Raw genomic sequence first — 23,848 nt, 5'->3', positions numbered from 1 at the left:
AACCGCGCATCAGGCGGTACGCGGCACCGGCTGCAGCGCCGGATTGTCCCAGCCCGGGCGCGGCGCGAAACGGTCGCCGTGGCGGGCCTGCAGGGCGCGCAGGCGTTCGACGATGACGTCGGCGCCGGTGTCGCGGATGTACTGGATCGGGCCGCCGCGGAACGGCGCGAAGCCGGTCCCGAAGATCACGCCCGCGTCGAGCAGATCGGCATCGGCCACCACGCCGTCGTGCAGCGCGGCGACGGCCTCGTTGAGCAGCGGCAGTACCAGACGGTCCTGCAGGTCCTCGGGCGCCTTGTAGTCCTTCGGCAGCTCCGGCTTCTGCGCGCGGCCGTCGACCCAGGTGTACAGCCCCTGGCCATCCTTCTTGCCGCGCTGGCCCTCGGCCGGCGGCGTCGCCAGCGACGCGGGAATGCGCAGGCCGAGGAACGGCGCCAGTTCCTGGCCGACGCCGGAGGCGACGTCCAGGCCCACGGTGTCGATCAACTCGATCGGCCCCATCGGCATGCCGAAATCGACGGCCGCCTTGTCGATCGCCTTGCCCGGAATGCCTTCGGCGTAGGCGCTGGCGGCTTCGAGCATGTACGGAAACAGCAGGCGATTGACCAGGAAACCGGGCGTGCCGGCCACCGGCACGGGCAGCTTGTCGATCGCCTTGCAGAACGCGGCCAGACGCTGCGCAGTGGCTTCGTCGACGGCATCGTGATGCACGATCTCGACCAGCGGCATCGACGCGACCGGATTGAAGTAGTGCAGGCCGGCGAACTGGCCCGGACGCTGTACGCCCGTGCGCAGTTCGTCGAGCGGAATCGACGAGGTGTTGGTCGTCAGCAGCGCATCGGCGGGCAGGCGCGGCTCGATGTCGGCGTAGAGCCCGCGCTTGGCGTCGGCGTTTTCGACGATCGCCTCGATGACCAGATCGGCATCGGCGATGCCGGCGCCGGCGAGATCGGAGCGCAGGCGCGCCGCGACTTCGGGACGCTTGGCCGGGTCCTTGACCTTCTTCTCGAACAGCGTGGCGGCGCGCGCCTGGGCCTTGTCGATGAAGGGCTGCTCACGATCCTGCAGCGTCACGTCGAAACCCTTGTAGGCCGACCACGCAGCGATGTCGCCACCCATGACGCCTGCGCCGACGACGTGGACGCGCCGGATCGGCGCCTGGCCGCCCGCGGCCTTGCCGCCGAGGCCCTTCAGGCGCTCCATCAGGAAGAACACGCGGGTCAGGTTGCGCGCGGTGGGCGTGCCGGCCAGCTTGACCACGGACTTGCGCTCGGCGCCGAGCAGGGCACGCGTGTCACCCGAAGCGCGCCGCCAGGTTTCGATCATCGCGTAGGGCGCGGGGTAGTGCTGCTTTTTGGCCTTGCGCGCAACCTGCTTGACCAGCACCGGCGCCAGCAGCTGGCGCACCGGCCAGAGATTCGTGGCCCAGCCCATGAAGCGCTGCTTGAACGGACGCGTCGTGCCCCTGAGTGCCAGCGCGATCGCCGCATCGACCACCAGCGCCGGCTCGACGACCTTGTCGACCAGGCCGATCGCCTGCGCGGCCTTCGCCGACAGCGCGCGACCGGTCAGCATCATGTCGAATGCGGCCGGCGCACCGACCAGGCGCGGCAGGCGGACGCTGCCGCCCCAGCCGGGATAGATGCCGAGCTTGACTTCGGGCAGGCCGATCTTCGTCGACGGATCGTTGCTGGCGACGCGGTAGTCGCAGGCCAGCGAGATCTCGGTGCCGCCGCCCATGCAGAAGCCGTGGATCGCCGCGACCGTGGGGCACGGCAGTTCGGCCAGACGCTGGAACGTGGTCTGGCCGCGACGGATCGAATCGCCGATGACGCCCTTGGCATCGAACTCGGCGAATTCGCGGATGTCGGCGCCGGCAATGAAGCCCTTGGCCTTGGCCGAACGGATCACCAGTGCCTTCGGCGGATCGAGCGCCACGCGTTCGAGCAGCGTGTCCAGCTCGATCAGCACGTCCTGGGCGAAGGTGTTGACCGATTCGCCGGCGCGGTCGAAGGCCAGCACCAGCACGCCGTCGTCGCGCGATTCGACCTGCCAGTGGCTGAAGCGGAGACCATCGAGGCCTGCGAACATACGGCACCATTCTTGTCGGTATGGGGAATCCGCCTATGATCCCGAGGATGCTTCGGCGGCGTCAAATCAGCGCTTGAAAGCGGCGTTTGACCATCGCGTGGCGGCAGGCGACTTGCGCCACGGACGCGTCGCCCCAAGGAATGCATCGCGGAGCGGCGACGATGCCACACCGTCTGTGACGGAACTTTTCGCGCAGCGCCCTGTCATAACGCCCGGACCAGCCGGGCCCGCAAGGAGATCCGGCCCGATGGTCGACCGAGACGACAGCCAGGAGCGGATTCAACTGGACGAGGAACTGGTCAAGCGGGTGCAGGGCGGTGACACCGCCGCGTTCGACCTGCTGGTGCGCAAGTACCAGCACCGGATCGCGGCGCTGATCGGGCGCTACGTGTCGGACTGGAGCGAAGTGCAGGACGTCGCGCAGGAAACGTTCATCCGCGCCTACCGCGCGATGGCGAACTTCCGCGGCGACGCGCAGTTCTACACCTGGCTGCACCGCATCGCGGTCAATACCGCCAAGAACCATCTGGTGGCGCACAACCGCCGGCCGCCCACCGACGACATCGACGTCGAGGACGCCGAGCATTTCGACAGCGGCATCCGCCTGCGCGACAGCGACACGCCCGAGCGCGAACTCATGCGCCAACAGCTGGAACAAACGGTGATGCGCGCGGTCGAAGCCTTGCCCGAGGAATTGCGGGTGGCGATCAACCTGCGCGAGGTCGATGGCCTGAGCTACGACGAGATCGCCGAACGCATGGGCTGCCCGATCGGCACGGTGCGTTCGCGGATCTTCCGGGCACGCGACGCGATCGATCGCGAACTGCGGCCCCTGATGGACAACGAGAGACAAGTGGAGCGCGTGACCCGATGAACACTGCCGACGAATTCGATGCCCTGCATCCCGATCCCGACCGGCTGGAGCGGCTCAACCGCCTGCAGCTGTCGGCATTGCTCGATGGCGAACTGGGCCAGGACGAGGCGCGTTTCCTGCGCCGCCGGCTCGAACACGATGCGGAACTGTCCGGCTGCTTCGAGCGCTGGCAGGTCTGCGGCGACGTGCTGCGCGGCCGTCAGGTCTCCCTGCTGCCGCCCGATTTCGCCGAGCGCATCGCCCGCGGCATCGCGGCAGGCGACGGGGCTGTCGTCGCGCCGGTCGCCGTCGCCAGGCGGCCACGCCTGCTGCGTTGGGGCGGCGGTGCCGCCCTGGCTGCCTCGGTCGCGCTGGTTGCGCTGTTCGTCGGGCGGCCGGGTGCGTCCTTCGAGGACGCCGACGATGCGGCGCCGCTGGTCGCGGATGCCGCGCCGGTCGTGCCGGCTGCGGTGCCTGCGATCGACGCAACGGCGGATGCATCCGCACTGACGGCGTCTCCCGACATCGCCACCGCCGCGACGGCGGCGTCGGTCGCGCTGGCCGTGGCGGAGGCGCCGCGCCGGAGTGCCGGCGATCGCGCATCGCGTGGCCAGTCGCAGCGCGCCGCGGTGCGCAACGTCCAGGCGCGCCAGGAGTCCGGGCGCCGTGTCGCAACCGCCGCGCCGTCGCGCCAGCCGGTTGCGCCGCTGTCGGAGTCTTCCGCACGCGCATTCGCGGCGGCTGCGGATGCCGGTGGTCTGCCGCAGGCGCCCGCAGTGTCGCGTCCGTGGCCCAAGGCGTCGGCCCTGTCGGCCAACAGCAGTTTCTCGGTGCGCTACGGCGACGGGTTCGCTGCGCCGTCGTGGGATGCGCCCCCGGTGCAGGCCAGCAACGTGCTGCCGAGTTTCCCCGTCGATCCGGCCGATGCCGCGCCGACGTATCGCCCGCAACTGCGCGTCGTGAACTGAGCGCGCAGCGCATTGCCTGAGCTGACCCGCGGCGGTGCGTGCGCCGCGGCCGTTCATCGCCCCGATCCGCTCCCCCAGAGTCCGCCATGTCCTCGATGAAGAAGTCCCTGCTTGCGGTGTCGCTGGTCGCCGTCCTGTCGGCCGGCACCACGGCCTTCCTGTTGCCGAACGCGACCGCGCAGTCCGGTGCGCAGACGCCCGCCGATACGGCCGCCAGCGTGTCCGCGACACCCGAAGCGCCGCTGGTCACCGGTCTGCCCGATTTCACCCGCCTCGTCGAGCGCGTCGCGCCGGCGGTGGTCAGCATCGAGACGACGATCGGCGCACGCCAGACGCGAGGGCAGCAGATGCCCGACGATGCGCAGATTCCCGAGATCTTCCGCCGCTTCTTCGGCCCCGGCTTCGAGATGCCGGGCGGCCCGCGCGGCCCCGGCGGTGGCGACGGTGCGCCGCGCGGCCGCGCGATGGGCACCGGCTTCATCATTTCCGCCGACGGCTATCTGCTGACCAATCACCATGTGGTCGACGGCGCCGACACGGTCAAGGTGCGCCTGTCGGACCGTCGGGAATTCGACGCCAAGGTCGTCGGCAGCGATGCCGAGTCCGACGTCGCCGTGCTCAAGATCCAGGCCAGCGGCCTGCCGACGCTGCGCTTCGGCAACGGCGCGAGCGTCAAGCCCGGACAGTGGGCGGTCGCGATCGGCTCGCCCTTCGGCTTCGAGCAGTCGGTGACCGCCGGCATCGTCAGCGCGGTCGCGCGTTCCAACCAGTACGCCGACCAGCGCTACGTGCCCTTCATCCAGACCGACGTGCCGATCAACCAGGGCAACTCCGGCGGTCCGCTGCTGAACGTTGCCGGCGAGGTCATCGGCATCAACTCGCAGATCTTCAGCAATTCCGGCGGCTACATGGGCGTGAGCTTCGCGATTCCGATCGACATCGCCGCGAACGTCGCCGAGCAGATCAAGCAGACCGGTTCGGTGCAGCGCGGGCAGGTCGGCGTGATCGTGGAACTGCTGACCGCCGAGAAAGCGTCGGCGGTCGGTCTGTCGGATACGCGCGGCGCACTGGTCAACAACGTGCAGCCGGGCAGCCCGGCCGAGAAGGCGGGCATCGAACCGCTGGACGTGATCCTTTCGGTCGACGGCACCCGCATCAACACCTCCAGCGATCTGCCGCCGCTGATCGGCAACAAGGCGCCGGGCACGAAGGTGAAGCTGTCGGTGTTCCGCGAAGGCCGCACCCGCGACATCGACGTGACCTTGAGCCAGCTGGACGAGTCGGTGGCCGGTCGTGCCGGCACCCAGGCGCCGTCCGCTGCGTCGCCGTCGCAGTCGTCGGGCAACGCGCTGGGCCTGACGGGGCGTGATCTGGACGCCGCGCAGCGTCGCCAGTATGGGCTGGGCAACGACGAAGGCGTGCTGGTGGCGAATGCCGGACGTGGCGCCGCGGCCAGCGCCGGCATCGCGCCGGGCGACGTGATCCTGCGCGTCGGTCGCACGCCGGTCGCCAGCGCGGCCGCGCTCGACCGGGCGCTGCGCGACCTGCAGCCGGGCGACACGGTGATGCTGCTCGTCCGGGGCCGCAACGGCGCCACCCAGTACCGCGCGGTCACGCTATCGGAAACCGCCGAACGCTGAGTCCGCCACGCTGCGCATGCAGACAACGGCCCGCCGCGTGCGGGCCGTTGCGTATCCGGCGCCAGTCGCGGAATCCGCCGGGCCGTCTGGTGCGTGGCCCCTGTGCGATAATCGCCCGTTATCTTTTCGACGACGGCCCGGCCGCCGCCCATGACCCACGATCCGATGCGGAACATCCGCAACTTCTCCATCATCGCCCACGTCGACCACGGCAAGTCGACGCTCGCCGATCGCATCATCCAGCTCTGCGGTGGCCTGCAGGCGCGCGAGATGGAAGCGCAGGTGCTCGATTCGAACCCGATCGAGCGCGAGCGCGGCATCACGATCAAGGCCCAGTCGGTCTCGCTGCCGTACAAGGCGCGCGACGGGCAGATCTACCACCTGAACTTCATCGACACGCCCGGCCATGTCGACTTCAGCTACGAGGTCAGCCGTTCGCTGGCCGCGTGCGAAGGCGCGCTGCTGGTCGTCGACGCGGCGCAGGGCGTGGAAGCGCAGTCGGTCGCCAACTGCTACACCGCGGTCGAGCAGGGCCTGGAAGTGGTGCCGGTGCTCAACAAGATCGACCTGCCCACGGCCGACATCGAAAAAGCCAAGGCCGAGATCGAGGCAGTGATCGGCATCGACGCCGAAGATGCCGTGGCCGTGAGCGCCAAGACCGGTCTCAACGTGGAGGAAGTGCTCGAGGCGATCGTGCACCGCATTCCGCCGCCGAAGCCGCGCGATACCGATCGTCTGCAGGCGCTGATCATCGACTCCTGGTTCGACAATTACCTCGGCGTCGTGTCGCTGGTGCGCGTGATGCAGGGCGAGATCACGCCCAAGAGCAAGATCCAGGTCATGTCGACCGGTCGTACGCATGACGTCGACAAGGTCGGTGTGTTCACGCCCAAGCGCAAGGAATTGCAGGCGCTCAAGGCGGGCGAGGTGGGCTGGATCACCGCATCAATCAAGGACGTGCACGGCGCGCCGGTCGGCGACACGCTCACCCTTGCCGGCAAGCCGGCCGAAAAGCCGCTGCCGGGCTTCCAGGAGATGCAGCCGCGCGTGTTCGCCGGCCTGTTCCCGGTCAACGCCGAGGACTACCCGGACCTGCGTGAGGCGCTGGACAAGCTGCGCCTCAACGACGCCGCGCTGCGCTTCGAACCCGAAAGCTCCGAGGCGATGGGCTTCGGCTTCCGTTGCGGGTTCCTCGGCATGCTGCACATGGAGATCGTGCAGGAGCGCCTGGAGCGCGAGTACGACCTCGATCTGATCAGCACTGCGCCGACGGTGATCTACGAAGTGCTCAAGACCGACGGCGAGGTCATGCCGCTCGACAACCCGGCCAAGCTGCCGCAGTCGAACCTGATCGAGGAAGTGCGCGAGCCGATCATCCGCGCCAACATCCTCACGCCCGAGGCCTACATCGGCGCGATCATCAAGCTGTGCGAGGACAAGCGCGGCGTGCAGATCGGCATCACCTACATGGCCAGCCAGGTGCAGATCAGCTACGAGCTGCCCATGGCCGAAGTGGTGCTGGACTTCTTCGACAAGCTCAAGTCCGTCAGCCGTGGCTACGCGTCGCTGGACTACCACTTCCTGCGCTTCCAGGCCGGCCCCTTCGTGCGCGTGGACACGCTGATCAATGGCGACAAGGTCGATGCGCTCTCGCTGATCGTGCATCGCACGCATGCCGAGCGTCGCGGCCGCGAGCTGACCGAGAAGATGAAGGACCTGATTCCCCGCCAGCAGTTCGACGTGGCCATCCAGGCCGCGATCGGCGCGCAGATCATCGCCCGCACCACGGTCAAGGCGCTGCGCAAGAACGTGCTGGCCAAGTGCTACGGCGGCGACATCTCGCGCAAGAAGAAGCTGCTGGAGAAGCAGAAGGAAGGCAAGAAGCGCATGAAGCAGGTCGGTCGCGTGGAGATTCCGCAGGAAGCGTTCCTGGCGGTGCTGAGCACGTCGCGCGAGTCCTGATCCGTGTTTTCATAGCGGCGGCCGTCCGGCCCCGCTCAGCTGAGGATGCTGCATGAAGTGGTTCGAAACCGCGCTGGTCGTGCTGACCGTCCTGACGGGCGTGATCTGGCTGCTGGACAAGCTGGTGCTGGCCAAGGCGCGCGCGCGTCGCGCCGGCCTGCTCGAGGAGAAGGAGCCGATCGTCGTCGACTATGCGAAGGCGTTCTTCCCGGTGCTGTTCGTGGTGCTGATCCTGCGCAGCTTCGTCGCCGAGCCCTTCCGCATTCCGTCCAGTTCGATGATGCCGACGCTGCTGATCGGCGACTTCATCCTGGTCAACAAGTTCAGCTACGGCATCCGTCTGCCGATCACCAACAAGAAGATCATCGACATCGGCGAGCCCGAGCGCGGTGACGTGGTGGTGTTCCGCCCACCCCAGCACCCCGACCAGGACTGGATCAAGCGCGTCGTCGGCCTGCCGGGCGACACGGTCGAGTTCCGCGACAACCAGGTCTTCGTCAACGGCACGCCGTTCGCGTACCAGCGCACCGGCACCTACGAGGGCGTGGGTCGCGGCGCGGAGATGACCGGCGCTTCGGTCTACACCGAGCAGATGCCCGGCCGCAGCCATCAGATCCTGCACATCGACCAGGCCGCGCCGTTCCATCTGGGCGAGGGCAGCTTCCACGTGCCGCAGGGCCATTACTTCGTCATGGGCGACAACCGCGACCGCAGCGACGACGGCCGCTTCTGGGGTACGCTTCCCGAGACCCAGCTGCGCGGCAAGGCGTTCCTGGTGTGGATGAATGTCGATTCCGCCGCACCGGGCTGGGTCGATTGGGGAAGGATCGGTCAGAGCATCAAGTGACCAACAGCATCGGCTCGAGGGGACGTCCATGAAACGCACGCAACGCGGCATCACCCTGCTGGGATTCATCATCGTCCTGGCGGTCGTCGGCTTCTTCGCCTACGTGGGCATGAAGCTGTTCCCGATGTATTCGGAGTATTACAGCGTCAAAGCCGCACTCAAGGGGCTGGCGACCGACCCGGGCACCGCCTCGGCGGACCCGGCCAAGATCCAGGATCTGTTTTTCCGCCGGCTGTACATCAGCTACTCGGACAACGTGAAGCCCGAGCACGTGAAGATCCGGCGCGCCGACAACGGCTACCAGATGGACGTGCAGTACGAAGTGCGCCGCCCGCTGGTGTTCAACCTCGACGTCGTGGGCAAGTTCCACGCGACCCAGATGCTGACCCGCGGTGGCGACGGAGTTTGATCGCCAGCAGGGTCGGTTCGCCGGATACGTCTTCCGTGATCCGGGCCTGCTGACCCAGGCGCTGACGCATCGCAGCGCCGGCGCCCCGCACAACGAACGTCTGGAATTCCTCGGCGACGCGATCCTCGGTGCGCTGATCGCCGAGGCGCTGTTCGCCCGATGGCCGTCCGCCGACGAAGGCACGCTGACCCGTGCCCGCGCCGAACTGGTGCGCGAGTCCTCGCTGGCCGCCGTCGCCCGCGAACTCGAGCTCGGCCCGCGGCTGGTACTGGGCGCGGGCGAACTGAAATCCGGCGGCCATCGGCGCGATTCGATCCTCTCCGATGCGCTGGAAGCGGTGATCGCGGCGGTCTATCTCGATGCCGGACTCGATGCCTGTCGCGACGTGGTGCTGCCGCTGTTCGAGAAGACCTTCGTCGCGCTCGCCGGGGGGCGCGTGGCCAAGGACGCCAAGACCCGCCTGCAGGAATGGCTGCAGGGGCGGCAGAAGGCGCTGCCGGTCTACGAACTGTTGTCGGAAAGCGGCGAGGAACACGCCAAGACCTTCCACGTGCGCTGCGCACTGGTCGAAGCGGGCATCGCCGCCGAGGGGCAGGGCAGTTCGCGCCGCGCCGCCGAGCAGCAGGCCGCCGAAGCGGTCATCGGCCAGCTCGAAACGGCGCGCTGAGCCTCGCTTTCGCCGGCCGTCGCGGGCCTTGGCGACGGCAGGCCTTAGAATGCCGCTCATGACCGATTCCCCTACGCCCCACCACGCCGGCTTCGTCGCCGTCATCGGCCGACCCAACGTCGGCAAGTCCACCCTGGTCAACGCCCTCGTCGGCGCCAAGGTCAGCATCGTCTCCAACCGGCCGCAGACCACGCGCCACCGCCTGCTGGGCATTGCGACGTTCCCGCAGGGCCAGCTGCTGCTGGTCGACACGCCGGGCATCCACCGCGAGCAGAAGCGCGCGATGAACCGCATCATGAACCGGGCCGCCCGTGGCGCGCTCGAAGGCGTCGACGCCGCATTGCTGGTCGTCGTGGCCGGGCGCTGGGACGACGAGGACAGCTTGGCCTTCGATGCGCTGCACGAGGCCGGCGTGCCGGTGGTGCTGGTCGTCAACCAGGTCGACCGGATCAAGGACAAGACCGCGCTGCTGCCCTATTTGCAGACGGTCAGCGAAGGCCGCGATTTCGCCGGCGTCGTGCCGCTGTCGGCGCTCAAGCGCAAGGGGCTCGAGCAGCTGACCTCGACCGTCATGCCTTTGCTGCCCCAGCAGGACGCGCTGTACGGCGAGGACGAGATCACCGACAAGAGCCAGCGCTTCCTCGCCGGCGAACTGGTCCGCGAGCAGCTGATGCGTCAGCTCGGCAATGAATTGCCGTACGCGACCACGGTCGAGATCGAGAGCTTCACTGTCGACGGCACCATGCTGCGCATCGGCGCGGTGATCTGGGTCGAGCGTGAGGGCCAGAAGGCCATCGTCATCGGCAAGGCCGGCACGCGGCTCAAGGAAATCAGCACCAAGGCGCGCCTGCAGATGGAGCGGCTCTTCGATGCCAAGGTGTTCCTGGAAACCTGGGTGCGCGTGCGCGAGGGCTGGTCCGACGACGAGGCCGCGTTGAAGGCGCTCGGCTATGGCGAGTGAGGCAGATGCGGGCATGAGCGGGACCGCCGGTGCGGAGCGACTGCACGGTCACTGCCTGTGTGGCGGCGTCACGCTCAGCGTGGCGGCCGGCACGCACGACGTGCATGCCTGCCATTGCGGCGCCTGCCGTCGCTTCCACGGTGGCCCGGCCATGGTGCTGCTGGCCGGCACCGACGTGCGCATCGAATCGGGCGAGTCGCTGGTGCACCGGTTCGCGTCGTCGGAATGGGCAGAGCGCGCCTTCTGCGCGACCTGCGGCAGCAGCCTGTTCTTCCGTACCATCGGGGACGGCGGCCATTTCGTCGCGGCGGGTCTCTTCGATGAAATCCCCGGCGCGCGCTTCGAGTCGGAGATCTTCGTCGACGCCAAGCCCGGGTGGTACACGCTGGCCGATCCCGAGGAACACCTGACCGGCGAGGAATTCTTCGCCCGCATCGGCGGCGGCTGAGTCTGCCGGCGCCGCATCCGTGCGCATCGAGGACCAGCCCGCGTTCGTGCTGCATGCGCGGCCGTGGCGGGAAACCAGCCTGCTGGTCGAGGTCCTGACGCTGGAGCATGGTCGCCTCGGGCTCGTCGCCCGCGGCGTGCAGGGGCCGAAGAAGCAGGTGCTGCGCGCGGCCCTGCAGCCCCTGCAGCACGTGCGATTGAGTGCGCTGCTGCGCGGTGAGCTGGCGCAACTGCGCACGGCCGAGGCACTGGACGTGGCGCCGCGCCTGAGCGGCGATGCAATGCTGGCCGGCTTCTACGTCAGCGAACTGGTGCTGCGGCTCGCACCGCGGCAGGACCCGGCACCGGAGCTCTACGCCGCATTCGCCGAAGTCCGCCGGCGCCTGCCGCTCGATGGACTGGCGTGGACGCTGCGCCGGTTCGAACGCGATCTGCTCGAGGCGATCGGCCTGGGATTCGAGTACACCAGCGACGGCGACGGCGCGGACATCGACCCCATGGCCCGCTACCGGCTCGACCCCGAGCACGGTCCCCGACGGCTGCATCGCGATGGCGAGTCCAGCGAGCGCAGCACCGCCGCGACCGGACAGGCGCTGTTGGCGCTGGCGGCCGACATCGCGCCGGACCCTGCGGACATGGCGAGCCTGCGTCGCGCCTTGCGCAGCGTACTCGCGCATCATCTCGGTCCGCGCGGACTGAAATCCTGGGAGCTGGCCGCGAGCCTGTCGCGGCGCTAGACCTCAGGCGTTGGCGATCGCGTGGGCGCTGGCGCGCGTCGCGTCGAGCGTGGCCAGGAATTCCTGCAATGCCGCCGGCGAGGCGGGATCGGCATGCAGCACACGGGCGCTGAGCCCGAGCCGCTCGGCCCCGACGAAGCCGCAGCCTGCGCGCAGGCGATGCAGGTCGGCCTGCATCGCGACGTCGTCACCGGACGCAGCGGCCTTGGCGATGCGCTGACGCGTGCCGTCCAGCTCGCCGACGAACAGGTCGCGTAGCCCCTCAACGTTGCGCATGTCGCCGCCGACCGCGGCCAGCGCGGTTTCCCGGTTCCACAGCGGCGCGTCGCCACTGCGGCGTGCATCGGGCACCGGCGCACTGGGCGCACGTGCCCGCTGCGCGGCGCGCCGCACCAGCACGCGGCGGATCGCGCCCAGCCAGGCGTCGGTGGCGACCGGCTTGCTGACCGCGATGGCGAACCCTTCGGCGCGCAGCGCGTCGAGTTCGCGCCGTTCGCGCGCCGCGGTGTGTGCGATCGCGGGCGTGTCGCGCCCGTCCGCGCGCAGACGGGCGAGCAGGCCGCTGCCGGTGCCGTCGGGCAGATTGGCGTCGATCAGCCAGGCGTCGTAGGCGTTGGTGGTGGCCAGCGCGTAGGCCGCTTCGACGGAGTCGGCGATATCGACTTCGGCGGGCAGGGCGGCACTGGCGGCTTGCAGGAAACTGCGGCTTGTGGGGTCGTCCTCGACCAGCAGCAATCGGTTCATCGCGTCCTCGATGTGGCGGGTATCCTGCGGCGATGCCGCTTCCCGTCCGGACGATCCTACCCCTGTTTCTGGCCCTTGTGCCGATCGGAGCGTCGGCGCAGTCGATCCAGGCACGGATCGACACGGTGCAGGCGGCCGGCATCACGCTTCGCGACGTCCGGCTTTCACTCGACTGGCCTGCGGACGCGCCTGAAGGCCGTCTGCGGCTGCGCGCCGGCACGATCGATGCCGGTGCGCTGGGCTGGCGCTTCGAGACCGTCGACTGGCGCTGCCCGCTGCGACGCGAGTCCACGGGCGAGGACACCCGCTGGCGTTGCGAGGGACCGCTGCAGGGGCGGGGCAGCCCGCCGATGCAGCTGGCGCTGGTGCTGGACGCGGCCACCACGTCGGTCGCGCTGTCCTCGGGTCCGGCCCGCGTTGCGCTCGCTCGCAACGCCGCCGCGCCCGATTCGACCCGGATCGATCTGCGCCGGGTGCCCGCCGCGTGGGTGGAGGCGCTGGTCCGCGCGGGCTGGTCGGACGCGCGGCTGACCGCCGGATCGCTGGACGGCGCGGTGCGGATCGAAACGCCGGCATCGCGTCCGTTGCAGGTCGATGCCGATCTGTCCATCGACGGGCTGGCGCTCGAGACTGCGGACAGCAGCGTGGCGGCCGGGGATCTCGACGCGGATCTGGCGATCCGCACGGCGCTGCCCGACGACGCGCTGGCCGCGCGTGTCGACGGGCGCCTGCGCGGCGGCGAACTGTTGTTCGGCAACGCGTATGTCGCGCTGCCCCAGGCGCCGATCGGGCTGGGCATCGATGTCGCCCGCTCCGGAGCCGCCGAGTGGCGGTTGCCGCGCCTGCAATGGCGCGACGGCGACGCCCTGCAGATCGATGGCGCGGCCCGACTCACGCCCGAGCTGGGAATCCGGCAGCTGTCCCTGCACCTCTTCAGCCGCGACACCGCGGCATTGCCCGCGCGTTACCTGTCGGGTTGGCTGGGACTGGCGGGCCTGTCCGGACTGTCGATGGCCGGCGGTTTCGACGCCAACATCGATGTCGGGGACGACATGCTGCGCGCTGCCGATCTCGCCTTCGCCAGGCTCGACATCGGCGATGCCGCAGGCCGCTTCCGCTTCGACCGCCTCGACGGCGCGGTGCGCTACTCGGCCACCCGTCCCGTGCGCAGTGCGTTTGCCTGGCGTGGCGGCGCGCTGTACGGCATGCCCTTCGATGCCGCGGCCTGGAGTCTGGAGAGCGGCGACGGTCTGCTGCGCTTGCGCGAGCCCGTGGCGTTCTCGTTCCTGGGCGGCGAAATCGGCTTCGAGTCGCTGCAGATCGAACCGCCAGCCGCCGATGCCGGATTACGCATGCAGACCGCGCTGCGGCTCGATGCGCTGGACATCGGCGTGCTGGCGAAGACGCTGGACTGGCCGGCCTTCGAAGGCATGCTGGCCGGACGCATTCCGACGGTGCGCTATGCCGACAACCGCATCGACTTCGATGGCGGCCTGTCGATGGATCTGTTCGACGGACGCATCGACGTGTCGTCGCTCGCGATCGAACGTCCGTTCGGCGTCCTGCCGACGGTCACCAGTGATCTGGCCCTGGCGTCGCTGGACCTGCAGGCGCTCACCGGCGTGTTCGGCTTCGGCAGCATCGAAGGTCGTCTGCACGGGCGCATCAACGGCCTGCGTCTGGTCGACTGGAATGCGACCGCCTTCGAGGCCGAACTGCATACCGAGCCTGCGCCGGGCGTGCGCCAGCGCATCAGCCAGCGCGCCGTGCAGGACATTTCCAGCGTCGGCGACGCCTCGTTCGTGACGACGCTGCAGGGCCGGGCGATCGCACTGTTCGACGATTTCGGTTATCGCGGCATCGGCATTTCCTGCCGTCTGCGCAACGAGGTCTGCCGGATGGGCGGCCTGCGTTCAGAGGGCAACGCCTTTACTATCGTCGACGGCGCGGGACTGCCGCGGCTCGATGTCGTCGGCTTCAATCGCGATGTCGATTGGCCGGTCCTCGTCGAACGTCTCGCGGCCGCCGCCGGCGGCGATGTCGCACCGGTCATCGAGTGACCGGCACCGGAACATTCACAGGAGAGCACCGATGGCGCGTTGGATGGGTTTGCCGGCCGTCGCCGCACTGGCGTTGACCGCCTGCGTGACGATCAATGTCTATTTTCCCGCGGCCGAAGCGAAAGAGGCCGCGCGCGAGTTCGTCGAGAACGTCATCGGCGACCAGGCGCCCGCCAGCGACGTGCCGCCTGCGACCGTGCCGGGCGGTGGCATGGCGGGTACGACGCCGCGCTTCGATCCCTGGATGCTGCTGGGCATCGGCAGCGCCCAGGCGCAGACGCCCGACATCAGCATCCGCACGCCGGCGATCCAGGCGATCCAGGCGCGCATGGAACAGCGTTTCAACGGCACGCTGCGACCGCATTTCGATTCCGGCGCGCTGGGCTTCGGCGGCAACGGCACCATCGTCGTGCGCGATGCCTCGCAGCTGCCGATCAAGGATCGCGTGGCGGTGAACGCCGCAGTCGCCGACGACAATCGCGACCGCCAGGCGGTGTATCGCGAGATCGCCGTCGCCAATGGACACCCGGAGTGGGAAGCGCAGATCCGTGACGTCTTCGCGCGCCAGTGGATCCAGAGTGCACGTGCGGGGTGGTGGTACCAGCAGGGCGGAAACTGGACCCAGAAGTAACCAAGCACCGCGACTATATGGAAGGGCCGCCTGCGGGCGGCCCTTTGCGTTGCAGGCCGACGCGTGGGCGGCTTCTGCGACAATACGCGGCCATTCCGCACGCAGCCTTCGCCACGTGGCCCGCAAACGTCTCGACCAGACCCCTTTCCAGGTCGACATTCTCGACTTCACCCACGATGGCCGCGGCGTCGGACGCCTGCCCGACGGCAAGGCGGTCTTCGTCACCGGCGCGCTGCCCGGCGAGCAGGTCGTCGCCCAGCGGTTCGCACGTTCGCGCAGCTTCGACGAGGCGCGCACGCTCAAAGTGCTGCGCGCGTCCGAGCATCGCATCACGCCACGCTGCCGGCATTTCGGCACCTGCGGCGGCTGCGTGCTGCAGCATCTCGACGCCGAGCAGCAGATCCTCGCCAAGGCGCGCGTGCTGCGCGAGAACTTCGAGCGCATCGGCCACGTGACGCCGAAGCGCTGGATGGCGCCGATCGTCGACCGCGCCTGGGGCTATCGCCGCAAGGGCCGCTTCTCGGTCAAACGGGTCGACAAGAAGGACGCGACGCTGGTGGGTTTCCGCGAGCGCGACCCGCGCTTCGTCGCCGACCTGCAGGAATGCCACACGGTCATCGAGCCGATCGCGGCGATCATCCGGCCATTGTCGGCGCTGATCGACAGCATGGACGCGCGAGCGACCCTGCCGCAGGTCGAGTTCATCGCCGGCGATCCGCGGCCCGACTTCGACGGCATCGCGCTGGTGTTCCGGCACCTGCAGCCGCTGAGCGAGTCCGATACCGCCAAGCTGCTCGCGTTCGGGGAGGCGCATCGCATGGCGATCTTCCTGCAGCCGGGCGGCAACGACAGCGTGCACGCCCTGTGGCCCGAAGCGCCTGCGCTGTCGTTCCGTCTTTCGGACTGGGACGTCGAACTGAAGTTCCGTCCGCTGGATTTCATCCAGGTCAATGCCGGACTCAACGAGACGATGATCGCGCGCACGCTCGAGCTGCTGGACGTGCAGCCGGACGACCGCGTGCTCGACCTGTTCTGCGGCCTCGGCAACTTCACCCTGCCGCTGGCGCGGCGCGTGCGTGAAGTGGTCGGCGTGGAAGGCGAGGCCGGACTGGTCGCGCGGGCCAGGGAAAATGCCGTGCACAACGGGCTGGCGAACGCGAAATTCCATGCGGCCGACCTGACCCAGGACCAGCGCGGCACCGCGTGGATGCGCCAGGGCTTCGACAAGCTGCTGCTCGACCCGCCGCGTTCGGGCGCGATCGACGTGCTGCGCCAGCTGCCGCTCGAACAGTTCGGCCGCATCGTCTATGTCAGCTGTCATCCGGCGTCGCTGGCGCGCGATGCCGGCTATCTGGTCAACGAGCGCGGCTGGACGTTGTCCGACGCAGGCGTCATGGACATGTTCCCGCAGACCGCGCATGTGGAATCCATCGCGCTGTTCGAAAAGCGCTGAGGGCCGCATGGGTATCGAGATCGAACGCAAGTTCCGGGTCAAGGGCGAAGGCTGGCGCGCGGCTGCGCACGCGGTCGTGCCGATGGCGCAGGGCTATCTCAACGATGCCGCGTCCATCGCCAGCGGTGCGCAGAATGCGTCGGTGCGCGTGCGCATCGAAGGCGATGTCGCCTTCCTCAACATCAAGTCGCGCGAGACCGGGCCCAGGCGGCAGGAGTTCGAGGTGCCTCTGCCGGTCGAAGACGCGCAGGCGCTGCTGAAGTTGTGCGTGGGCGGCCTGGTCGAGAAACGCAGACATCTCGTGCACCACGGCGCGCATGTGTGGGAGGTCGACGAGTTCCTGGGCGACAACGCGGGCCTCGTGGTCGCCGAGATCGAGCTCGACGCCGTCGACGAGGTCTTCGAACGGCCGGACTGGCTGGCGCGTGAAGTGACCGATGAAGTCCGCTACTTCAATCTCGCGCTGGCCGCGCATCCGTTCTCGCGCTGGGACGCTGCGGAGCGCGGTTGAAGCGCCGATCTGGCGCCTGCGGGCGCATGATGGCGCCATGAGAATCGACATCTGGTCCGACGTGGTCTGCCCCTGGTGCTGGATCGGCAAGCGCCGCCTGCAGGCCGGCATCGCATTGCTGGGACGCGATGCGCCCGACATCGAGATCCACTGGCATCCCTTCCTGCTCGATCCGGACGCCGACGCCACACCTGTCCCGTTGCGCGATGCGCTTGCGGTGAAGTTCGGCGGTGCCGAACGCGTCGCGCAGATGCTCGCGCAGACGCAGGCGACCGCGCGTGCGGAAGGCCTGCCATTCGATTTCGATCGCGGACAGGTCCGCGTGACCACGCTGCCGGCGCATCGGCTGATGGCGCTGGCCGCACGCGAGGGTGACGTCGATACGGTCGGCGAGGCGCTGTTCCATGCGCACTTTGCCGAAGGCCGCAACGTGGCCGATGTCGAGGTGCTGGTCGAGGCGGGTGTCGCCGGCGGTCTGGACGTGGATCGGGTGCGCCGTTTCCTCGCCAGCGATGCCGGCGAAGCGGAGGTGCAGGACCGCGTCGCGCAAGCACAGGCCATGGGTATCCGCGCGGTGCCGACCTTCGTCATCGATGGACGCCTGGCGGTGCAGGGCGCGCAGCCACCGGAGGCGATCGCCGATGCGTTGCGGCAGGCGATGCGCAGCGCCACGCCCGTCGCGCCATCCGCGCCGGCCTGTGGCCCGTCGGGCTGCGACTGAACGCGAGACGCGTCGTGCCGACGGCACGCCGCCGCGCATCTGCGACAATGCCGGTCCGCGCCATCCGGCGCGTGCGATGGAGACATCCGCGATGCTCGTGATCGGCGTGGCCGGCACCGAACTCACCGCGCAGGAGCGCGACTGGCTGCAGCACGATGCCTGCGCCGGCGTGATCCTGTTCAAGCGCAACTTCGCGTCGCGCGCGCAGATCGCCGAACTCTCGGCTGCGATCCGCGAGGCCGCGCCGCGTCCGCAGCTGGTCTGCGTGGACCAGGAAGGCGGGCGCGTGCAGCGCTTCCAGGACGGCTATACGGAACTGCCTTCGCTGTCCGGTTTCGGTACGCAGTATCTCGCCGACCGCGAGACCGCACTCGATGCCGCGCGCGCGCATGCGCGGCTCATGGCGAGCGAAGTCCGCGGCAGCGGCGTCGACCTGAGCTTCGCACCGGTGGTCGATGTCGGCCACGGGAACCTCGCGATCGGCGACCGGTCGTTCTCCGAAGACCCGCAGATCGTCGCCGCGCTCACTCGTGCGTATGTCGAAGGCATGCACGAGGCTGGCATGGCCGCGACGCTCAAGCATTTCCCCGGCCACGGTTCGGTGCGCGAAGACACGCACTTCGATGACGCGGTCGACCATCGAAGCCTCGAGGCGATCCGCGCCCACGATCTGGTGCCCTTCGTGGCCGGCATCGATGCCGGCGCCGATGCGGTGATGCTGGCGCACGTGGTCTATCCGCAGGTCGCGCCCGAACCGGCCGGCTACTCGCCGCTGTGGATCAACACCATCCTGCGCGAGCAGATGGGGTTCCGCGGCGTCGTGTTCTCCGACGACATCGGCATGGCCGCGGCGTTCTCGGCCGGCGGCATCAAATCGCGCGTCGATGCGCATCTCGATGCCGGCTGCGACGTGGTGCTGGTCTGCCACCCGGAGCTGGTCGCCGAATCGCTCGCCGCGGTCGAAGGCCGCGCGCTCAACACCATTGCCCTGACCGGTCTGATCGGGCGCGGCCCGCTCGGCTGGGACGGCGCCCTGGCCGGCGCATCCGCCGGCCGCACCGGAGATCTCGCATGACCACACCGCGCCTCGACGACGTACTCGACACCGCCGACCTGCTGTTCGACCGCGACACGCTGGAAGACGCGATCGAGACGATGGCCGACGAGATCGCCGACGACTACGGCGACGACGACACGCCGCCGGTGTTCATCACCATCATGCACGGCGGCATGCCGTTCGCCGCGCAGCTGGCGTTCGCGCTGGGCGAGAACGAACTCGATCTCGAGTTCGACTATCTGCACGCCACGCGCTATCGCGGCAACACCACCGGTTCGGGCCTGGCGTGGCTGCATCGACCGGCGACACCGCTGCAGGGCCGCCGCGTGCTGCTGGTCGACGACATCCTCGACGAAGGCCACACGCTCAAGGCCGTGCGCCAGTGGGTCGAGGACCAGGGCGCCGCCGACGTGCGCGTCGCGGTGCTGGCGGTGAAGGATCACGACCGTCTGGTCGAAGGCATCGAAGCCGACTACGTCGGCGTCGAAGTGCCGGACCGCTACGTCTTCGGCTACGGCATGGACTTCCACGAGCAGGGCCGCAACCTGCCGGGCATCTACGCACTCGCGGAATAGTCCGCCCGGATACCGTGGGAACACAGGAAGAAAAGCGGCCCCTTGCGGGGCCGTTTTCCTGTTTCCGTTGCCTTCGCCTCAGTAGTCGTAGCGCAGGGTCAGACGCACGGAACGCGGCGACTGGTAGTTGACGTCATTGAGGTAATTGCGGCTGATCACGTCGCGCGAGGCTTCCTTGAACTCGTTGTACTCGGTGACCTTGTCGTTGTTGAACACGTTGAAGACGTCGAGCTTGAAGCGCAGGCGGTCGTTGGCCCAGGCCGGCACGTAGGCCGCGCTCAGATCGAAGGTCCAGGTCCAGGGCGTGCGTCCCTGGTCGCCACGGTTGCGCAGCTCGCGTTCGCCATCATCATTGAGGCAGTAGAAGCTCGAGCCGCTGTAGGGCGTCAGCGTGCCGAGGTCGGGCTGCGCGATGCCTTCGAGCGGAATGTAGCCCTGGCAGTTCACCGGACGACCGGACTGGGCGATCAGGTTGCCACCGAACTGCCACTCCGGTGTCAGCTTGTAGGCGCCGAAGAGCTTCAACGTATGCGCGCGATCGTTGGGTGTCGGGCCGTAGGTGCCGTCGGTAAACAGCGGATGGTCGAAGTCCTGCGTCAGGCCCGCGTCTTCCTGCTCGAGCGTGGAGTTGATGTAGCCCTCGACGTTGCCGCGCGAGCGGGCACGGACGTAGGAGCCCTGCAGGTTGAAGGTCTCGCCAGCGCGTTCCCAGAACAGCTCGATCGCCGAGTAATTGCGCTTGTAGCGCGGCAGGCCGAGATAGGACGCCGGCAGGGTGGCCAGCTCGACCTCGCCGTCGCCGTCCAGATCGACGTTGAGGGTCACGTCGTTGCCGGGATTGACGAAGTAGCAGCTCGGCACCGAACCCGGGTCGAAATCGTCGTAGCCGTTGTCCGCGGCCCACTCGATCCAGGGATTGGTCGTGCAGGTGTCGTCCATGCCCGAGCGCACCTGGCGACGCATGAAGCGCACGCCGCCCGACCAGTTTTCGTTGAACTGCACCTGGGTGCCGAGGATCAACTCGTCCTGGTACATCGGGGTGAAATCCGTCGAAGCGACCGAAGCCGGATTGGGCGCCTCCAGCGTGCCGTTGGTCTGCGTCTGGCCGATCTGCGCACCCTGGCCGACCGGCGTGCCGTCGACTTCGCTCCAGCCATTGACGTAATACCAGTTCGACACGGTCGACTCGGCGCCCGTCGCACGGATGCTCGAGTTCGTCGCCACAGGGATGTAGTAGCGACCGAGGGTGCCGAAGATCTTGAGCGTCGAATCGCCGTTGGCATCCCACGAGAAGCCGAGGCGGGGTGCGACCTCGTAGTCCGATTCGACCCACGCGATGCCGTCGCCGTTGCGGCTTTCGAACTTCTCGCCGCGCAGACCGATGTAGGCCATGAAGTTGTCGGTGACCTGCCAGTTGTCCTCGACATAGAACGCGCTGTTGATGTTCTCGTAGCTGGAACTGCTGGTCTGCAGGACGCGCGAGCGGGCGTAACGCGCGCCACGCGGCACGAGCTGGCCGTTGACGGTGCGGCCCGGCTGGCCGGCGAACGCACCGGTCGCGACCGAGTTCGTCGGCACCAGGTAGTAGGCCCAGTTGATGCCACCTGCATAGGTCTGTCCGCGATGGCTCGACTCGTAGGTTTCGTGATCAGCGCCGAAGCGCAGACGGTGATCGCCGAGAATCCATTCGGCGTCGAGGCGGATCGCCTTGCGGACATCCTCGTCCGGTGCCGCGTTGGCGTCCGGGCGCGTGCTGATCGTGCCGGGGTTGCAGCCGATGTAGCGCTCGAGCGTGCTGGTGGTGAGGCCGAAGCTGTAGGCCCATGGGCACTCGGAACCGACACCTGCCGCGGGCAGGCGCGAGGAGATCAGATTATCCAGGTAGCCGTACTGGCCGGACACGGTAAAGGTGTCGGTCAGATAGCTGGTGTACTTGAGGATGCCCACCTTGCCACCGGTCTCGACGTCGTACTGGTCGATGGGCAGTTCGTGTCGACCGACGTTGTAGCGGTTGTCGCCGTCGGCCGTGAGCTCGTACTCGTAGTCGTTGTAGCGGGTCTTCTGTTTGTTGTAGATGCCGGTGAACTCGACGAGGTTGTTGTCGTTGAGATACCAGTCGAGTTTCAGCAGACCCTGCGGGCTGTTGTTGCGTGTGGCCTGGCTGGTCAGCGAGCCGAAGGTGTCCGAAGTGTTGTGTCGGCCTTCCGCAAGGGCGAAGAAGAACAGCCGATCCTTGATGATGGGACCGCTGGCATATGCGGAGTACACGGTGCTGTCGTACTCGTTGTCGCTTCTGTACTGGTACAGCGGATTGACCGAGTCCTGGTCACGCTGCGCCACGTCGCGCCCGTCGGAACGGCCCCATTGCGGGCTCCATTCGACGCTGCCGCCATAGCGGAAGTCGTTGGAACCCGACTTGGTCAGGATGCTGATGATGCCGCCAAGCGAACGCCCGTACTCGGCGCCGTAACCGCCGGTCTTGACCTGTTGCTGCGCGATGGCCTGGAAGGGTGTATCGGCGAACGACAGAAACGTGCGCATGTTCGTCACGTCGAAGCCGTTGATGTAGTAGCCGTTCTCGGCGACGGAAGAGCCGCCGAACGACGCGAGGTTGCCGCTGCCGACACCACTGTCGCCGCGTACGGTGCCCGGTGCGAGCAGGGCGACCGAAGAAATGTCGCTGGCGACCGGCAAAGTGATCAGCTGCTCGGCCGTGAACACGGTGCCCGATTCCGCCGATGACACGTCGATGGGATTGATGGCGCGTGTGCCGCGTACCTCGACGACCCCCAGATCGGTCGCGGTCGCGTCGGACAGAACTACCTGCACGCCCGTGCCGATCTTGACCTCGACTTCCTGACGTCGACCGTCGGACGTCAGGACGTAACGACCCGGCGGCAGCTGGCTGAAGGTGAACCGGCCGTCGGACCCGGCACTGATCGTGCGCGTCAGCCCGGTCTGCGGATTCTGGATGGTGATGGAAGTCCCCGGCTGCCCGTTACCGAAGATCGAACCCACCGCGCTCTGTGCCTGCACACCTCCGGCGACGCACATACCCAGCGCCAGACTCAGAGCGCTGTAACGGAACTTCCTGCCGAACACACGATGGACTCTACGCGTCGTCATTTTCGGATTTCCACTTGGTCAATGTGATCCCGCCCGGAGGCGGTGCGGTTGCCCCTGCCGCAAGCCCCGCGGCAGATGCGCCGCATGAACCCGTTTGTAACGACAAGTTAAGCGGATATTAATCGCCGTGCGGAACTTGTAAAGAGGCTGTAGTCAAGTGCTGATAGCCATATTTCTGAACAGAATTCTCCTTCGTTCATGTAGGAGTCCGGGAGTTAGACCTTGACAGTACGGCTTGCGCCGGAATCCAAGCACTTGCAGACATGTGACGCGTTGGTCGCCTTCGTTGAAAATGGGCGCTCCCTGATCCGAGACACTCCATGGACCTCGCCATCGATCTCGCCGTCATCGGCGGCACCGGCCTCTACCAGTTGGCCGACCTGCAGGACGCCGAACCGCACCAGCCGGTCACGCGCTATGGCGCGCTGTCGGGACCGGTGCGGGTCGGCACACTGGACGGCCGGCGCGTTGCGTTTCTGGCACGCCATGGCGAGGGGCATTCGGTGCCGCCGCACAAGGTCAACTACCGGGCGAATCTCGCGGCGCTACAGGCGCTGGGCGCGAAACAGGTGCTCGCGCTCAATACCGTTGGCGGCATCACCGAGCGCTTCGGGCCGCGCGTGCTGGCGTGTCCGGACCAGTTGATCGACTACACCTGGGGCCGCGTCTCGACGTTCTGCGAGGAAGAGGGCACCGAAGTGCTGCACGTCGATTTCGGCGATCCGTACACGCCGTCGTTGCGTCAGCGCGTACTCGGCGCGGCGGCGTCCGCGGGCGTGACGCTGGTCGATGGCGGCTGCTATGGCGCCACGCAGGGTCCGCGGCTGGAGACGCGCGCAGAGATCGCGCGCATGCGGCGCGACGGCTGCGATCTGGTCGGCATGACCGGCATGCCCGAGGCCGGGCTCGCGCGCGAGCTCGGGCTGGACTACGCATGTCTGGCGATCGTCGCCAACTGGGCGGCCGGCGCCGGACCGCAGATCGACGAGGTGATCACGTTCGAGGACGTGCTCGACAACGTGGCTGCGGCCTCGTCGGGCATTCCGCCGCTGCTGCGCGCACTGCTCGCGGGGTGATTGCCACCCGGGCGTGAGGCTTTGCATACTCGGGTCGCCGTCGCGGTTCCTTGCAGGCCGCGCCGGCATCACGCATCCAGACGAGGTCAGACGTACATGCAATACGGCACAGTGAAGTGGTTCAACGACGCGAAGGGATTCGGCTTCATCTCGCCCGAGGACGGCAGCGCGGACGTGTTCGTGCATTTCTCGGCGATCAGCTCGACCGGGTTCCGTTCGCTGCAGGAGGGGCAGCGGGTGAGCTACGAGGTGACGCAGGGCGCGAAGGGCGCGCAGGCATCGGGTGTCACGCCCGCAGCCTGATCGAGACAC

At 68.1% G+C, this 23,848-nt stretch carries 22 protein-coding genes; 19 read left to right on the top strand and 3 right to left on the bottom strand.

Going from position 1 to position 23,848, the window contains the following annotated elements:
• Nucleotides 1-9: 9 nt before the first annotated feature.
• Nucleotides 10-2,091 carry a 3-hydroxyacyl-CoA dehydrogenase NAD-binding domain-containing protein gene (locus tag E2F49_RS04565; RefSeq protein WP_055248434.1) on the bottom strand — a complete coding sequence of 694 codons (2,082 nt, stop codon included), beginning with the start codon at nt 2,089-2,091 and terminating at the stop codon, nt 10-12.
• Between the two features lie 247 nt (nt 2,092-2,338).
• On the opposite strand from E2F49_RS04565, the gene rpoE reads away from it, so the two are divergent.
• The 10 genes from rpoE (at nt 2,339) to recO (ending at nt 11,582) form a co-directional block, all read left to right on the top strand.
• A complete protein-coding gene (gene rpoE / locus E2F49_RS04560; RefSeq protein WP_055248432.1) occupies nt 2,339-2,965 on the top strand; it encodes an RNA polymerase sigma factor RpoE in 627 nt (208 codons plus the stop codon).
• On the top strand, nt 2,962-3,912 hold the full coding sequence (locus tag E2F49_RS04555; RefSeq protein ID WP_133392786.1) for a sigma-E factor negative regulatory protein: 951 nt from the start codon (nt 2,962-2,964) through the stop codon (nt 3,910-3,912). The genes rpoE and E2F49_RS04555 overlap by 4 nt, the downstream gene beginning before the upstream one ends.
• A gap of 95 nt (nt 3,913-4,007) precedes the next feature.
• Nucleotides 4,008-5,552: a Do family serine endopeptidase gene (locus E2F49_RS04550; RefSeq protein ID WP_082387458.1), complete on the top strand. Its 1,545-nt coding sequence runs from the start codon at nt 4,008-4,010 to the stop codon at nt 5,550-5,552.
• Between the two features lie 165 nt (nt 5,553-5,717).
• A complete protein-coding gene (gene lepA / locus E2F49_RS04545; protein WP_165971157.1) occupies nt 5,718-7,514 on the top strand; it encodes a translation elongation factor 4 in 1,797 nt (598 codons plus the stop codon).
• 52 nt (nt 7,515-7,566) lie between these two features.
• Nucleotides 7,567-8,361, top strand: coding sequence for a signal peptidase I (lepB, locus tag E2F49_RS04540; RefSeq protein WP_133392784.1), 795 nt, complete (start codon nt 7,567-7,569; stop codon nt 8,359-8,361).
• 28 nt (nt 8,362-8,389) lie between these two features.
• Nucleotides 8,390-8,770: a DUF4845 domain-containing protein gene (locus E2F49_RS04535; RefSeq protein ID WP_055248426.1), complete on the top strand. Its 381-nt coding sequence runs from the start codon at nt 8,390-8,392 to the stop codon at nt 8,768-8,770.
• Nucleotides 8,754-9,437 (top strand): ribonuclease III, encoded by a 684-nt coding sequence (gene rnc / locus E2F49_RS04530; protein WP_133392783.1) that lies wholly within the window; start codon nt 8,754-8,756, stop codon nt 9,435-9,437. The genes E2F49_RS04535 and rnc overlap by 17 nt, the downstream gene beginning before the upstream one ends.
• Nucleotides 9,438-9,495: 58 nt before the next feature.
• On the top strand, nt 9,496-10,398 hold the full coding sequence (era, locus tag E2F49_RS04525) for a GTPase Era (protein ID WP_133392782.1): 903 nt from the start codon (nt 9,496-9,498) through the stop codon (nt 10,396-10,398).
• A 13-nt stretch (nt 10,399-10,411) separates the two neighbouring features.
• Nucleotides 10,412-10,846 (top strand): GFA family protein, encoded by a 435-nt coding sequence (locus E2F49_RS04520; RefSeq protein WP_055248420.1) that lies wholly within the window; start codon nt 10,412-10,414, stop codon nt 10,844-10,846.
• Between the two features lie 19 nt (nt 10,847-10,865).
• Entirely contained in the window at nt 10,866-11,582 is a 717-nt protein-coding gene (gene recO, locus E2F49_RS04515) for a DNA repair protein RecO (RefSeq protein ID WP_133392781.1), read from the top strand.
• Nucleotides 11,583-11,585: 3 nt separating this feature from the next.
• Here the strand turns inward: recO and E2F49_RS04510 are convergent, their stop codons facing one another.
• Nucleotides 11,586-12,326 (bottom strand): response regulator transcription factor, encoded by a 741-nt coding sequence (locus E2F49_RS04510; RefSeq protein ID WP_055248416.1) that lies wholly within the window; start codon nt 12,324-12,326, stop codon nt 11,586-11,588.
• Nucleotides 12,327-12,403: 77 nt separating this feature from the next.
• Between E2F49_RS04510 and E2F49_RS04505 the strand changes: the two genes are divergently transcribed.
• The 7 genes from E2F49_RS04505 (at nt 12,404) to E2F49_RS04475 (ending at nt 19,334) form a co-directional block, all read left to right on the top strand.
• Nucleotides 12,404-14,386, top strand: coding sequence for a hypothetical protein (locus tag E2F49_RS04505; protein ID WP_133392780.1), 1,983 nt, complete (start codon nt 12,404-12,406; stop codon nt 14,384-14,386).
• A 31-nt stretch (nt 14,387-14,417) separates the two neighbouring features.
• The gene (locus tag E2F49_RS04500; RefSeq protein ID WP_055248412.1) at nt 14,418-15,017 is read left to right on the top strand and encodes a YdbL family probable chaperone protein; all 600 of its coding nucleotides are present in this window, start codon (nt 14,418-14,420) and stop codon (nt 15,015-15,017) included.
• 115 nt (nt 15,018-15,132) lie between these two features.
• Nucleotides 15,133-16,470 (top strand): 23S rRNA (uracil(1939)-C(5))-methyltransferase RlmD, encoded by a 1,338-nt coding sequence (gene rlmD / locus E2F49_RS04495; protein ID WP_243713432.1) that lies wholly within the window; start codon nt 15,133-15,135, stop codon nt 16,468-16,470.
• 7 nt (nt 16,471-16,477) lie between these two features.
• On the top strand, nt 16,478-16,981 hold the full coding sequence (locus E2F49_RS04490) for a CYTH domain-containing protein (RefSeq protein WP_133392778.1): 504 nt from the start codon (nt 16,478-16,480) through the stop codon (nt 16,979-16,981).
• A gap of 37 nt (nt 16,982-17,018) precedes the next feature.
• Nucleotides 17,019-17,702 (top strand): DsbA family oxidoreductase, encoded by a 684-nt coding sequence (locus E2F49_RS04485; RefSeq protein ID WP_133392777.1) that lies wholly within the window; start codon nt 17,019-17,021, stop codon nt 17,700-17,702.
• A gap of 91 nt (nt 17,703-17,793) precedes the next feature.
• On the top strand, nt 17,794-18,777 hold the full coding sequence (gene nagZ / locus E2F49_RS04480) for a beta-N-acetylhexosaminidase (RefSeq protein ID WP_133393454.1): 984 nt from the start codon (nt 17,794-17,796) through the stop codon (nt 18,775-18,777).
• On the top strand, nt 18,774-19,334 hold the full coding sequence (locus E2F49_RS04475; protein ID WP_133392776.1) for a hypoxanthine-guanine phosphoribosyltransferase: 561 nt from the start codon (nt 18,774-18,776) through the stop codon (nt 19,332-19,334). The genes nagZ and E2F49_RS04475 overlap by 4 nt, the downstream gene beginning before the upstream one ends.
• Before the next feature lie 78 nt (nt 19,335-19,412).
• On the opposite strand, the gene E2F49_RS04470 is transcribed toward E2F49_RS04475, so the two are convergent.
• Nucleotides 19,413-22,460: a TonB-dependent receptor gene (locus E2F49_RS04470; protein WP_243713426.1), complete on the bottom strand. Its 3,048-nt coding sequence runs from the start codon at nt 22,458-22,460 to the stop codon at nt 19,413-19,415.
• Between the two features lie 320 nt (nt 22,461-22,780).
• Here E2F49_RS04470 and E2F49_RS04465 point away from each other — a divergent pair, with 320 nt between their 5' ends.
• Complete coding sequence (locus E2F49_RS04465) at nt 22,781-23,536, top strand: S-methyl-5'-thioinosine phosphorylase (protein ID WP_133392775.1); 756 nt, start codon at nt 22,781-22,783, stop codon at nt 23,534-23,536.
• A 96-nt stretch (nt 23,537-23,632) separates the two neighbouring features.
• Nucleotides 23,633-23,839, top strand: coding sequence for a cold-shock protein (locus E2F49_RS04460; protein WP_055248398.1), 207 nt, complete (start codon nt 23,633-23,635; stop codon nt 23,837-23,839).
• The last annotated feature ends 9 nt before the right edge of the window (nt 23,840-23,848 follow it).

It is taken from the genome of Luteimonas terrae (assembly GCF_004358165.1).
Classification (GTDB): Bacteria; Pseudomonadota; Gammaproteobacteria; order Xanthomonadales; family Xanthomonadaceae; genus Luteimonas; species Luteimonas terrae.
Note: the sequence above shows the minus strand (reverse complement) of the source record. Positions and strands in the feature narration are given on the sequence as shown.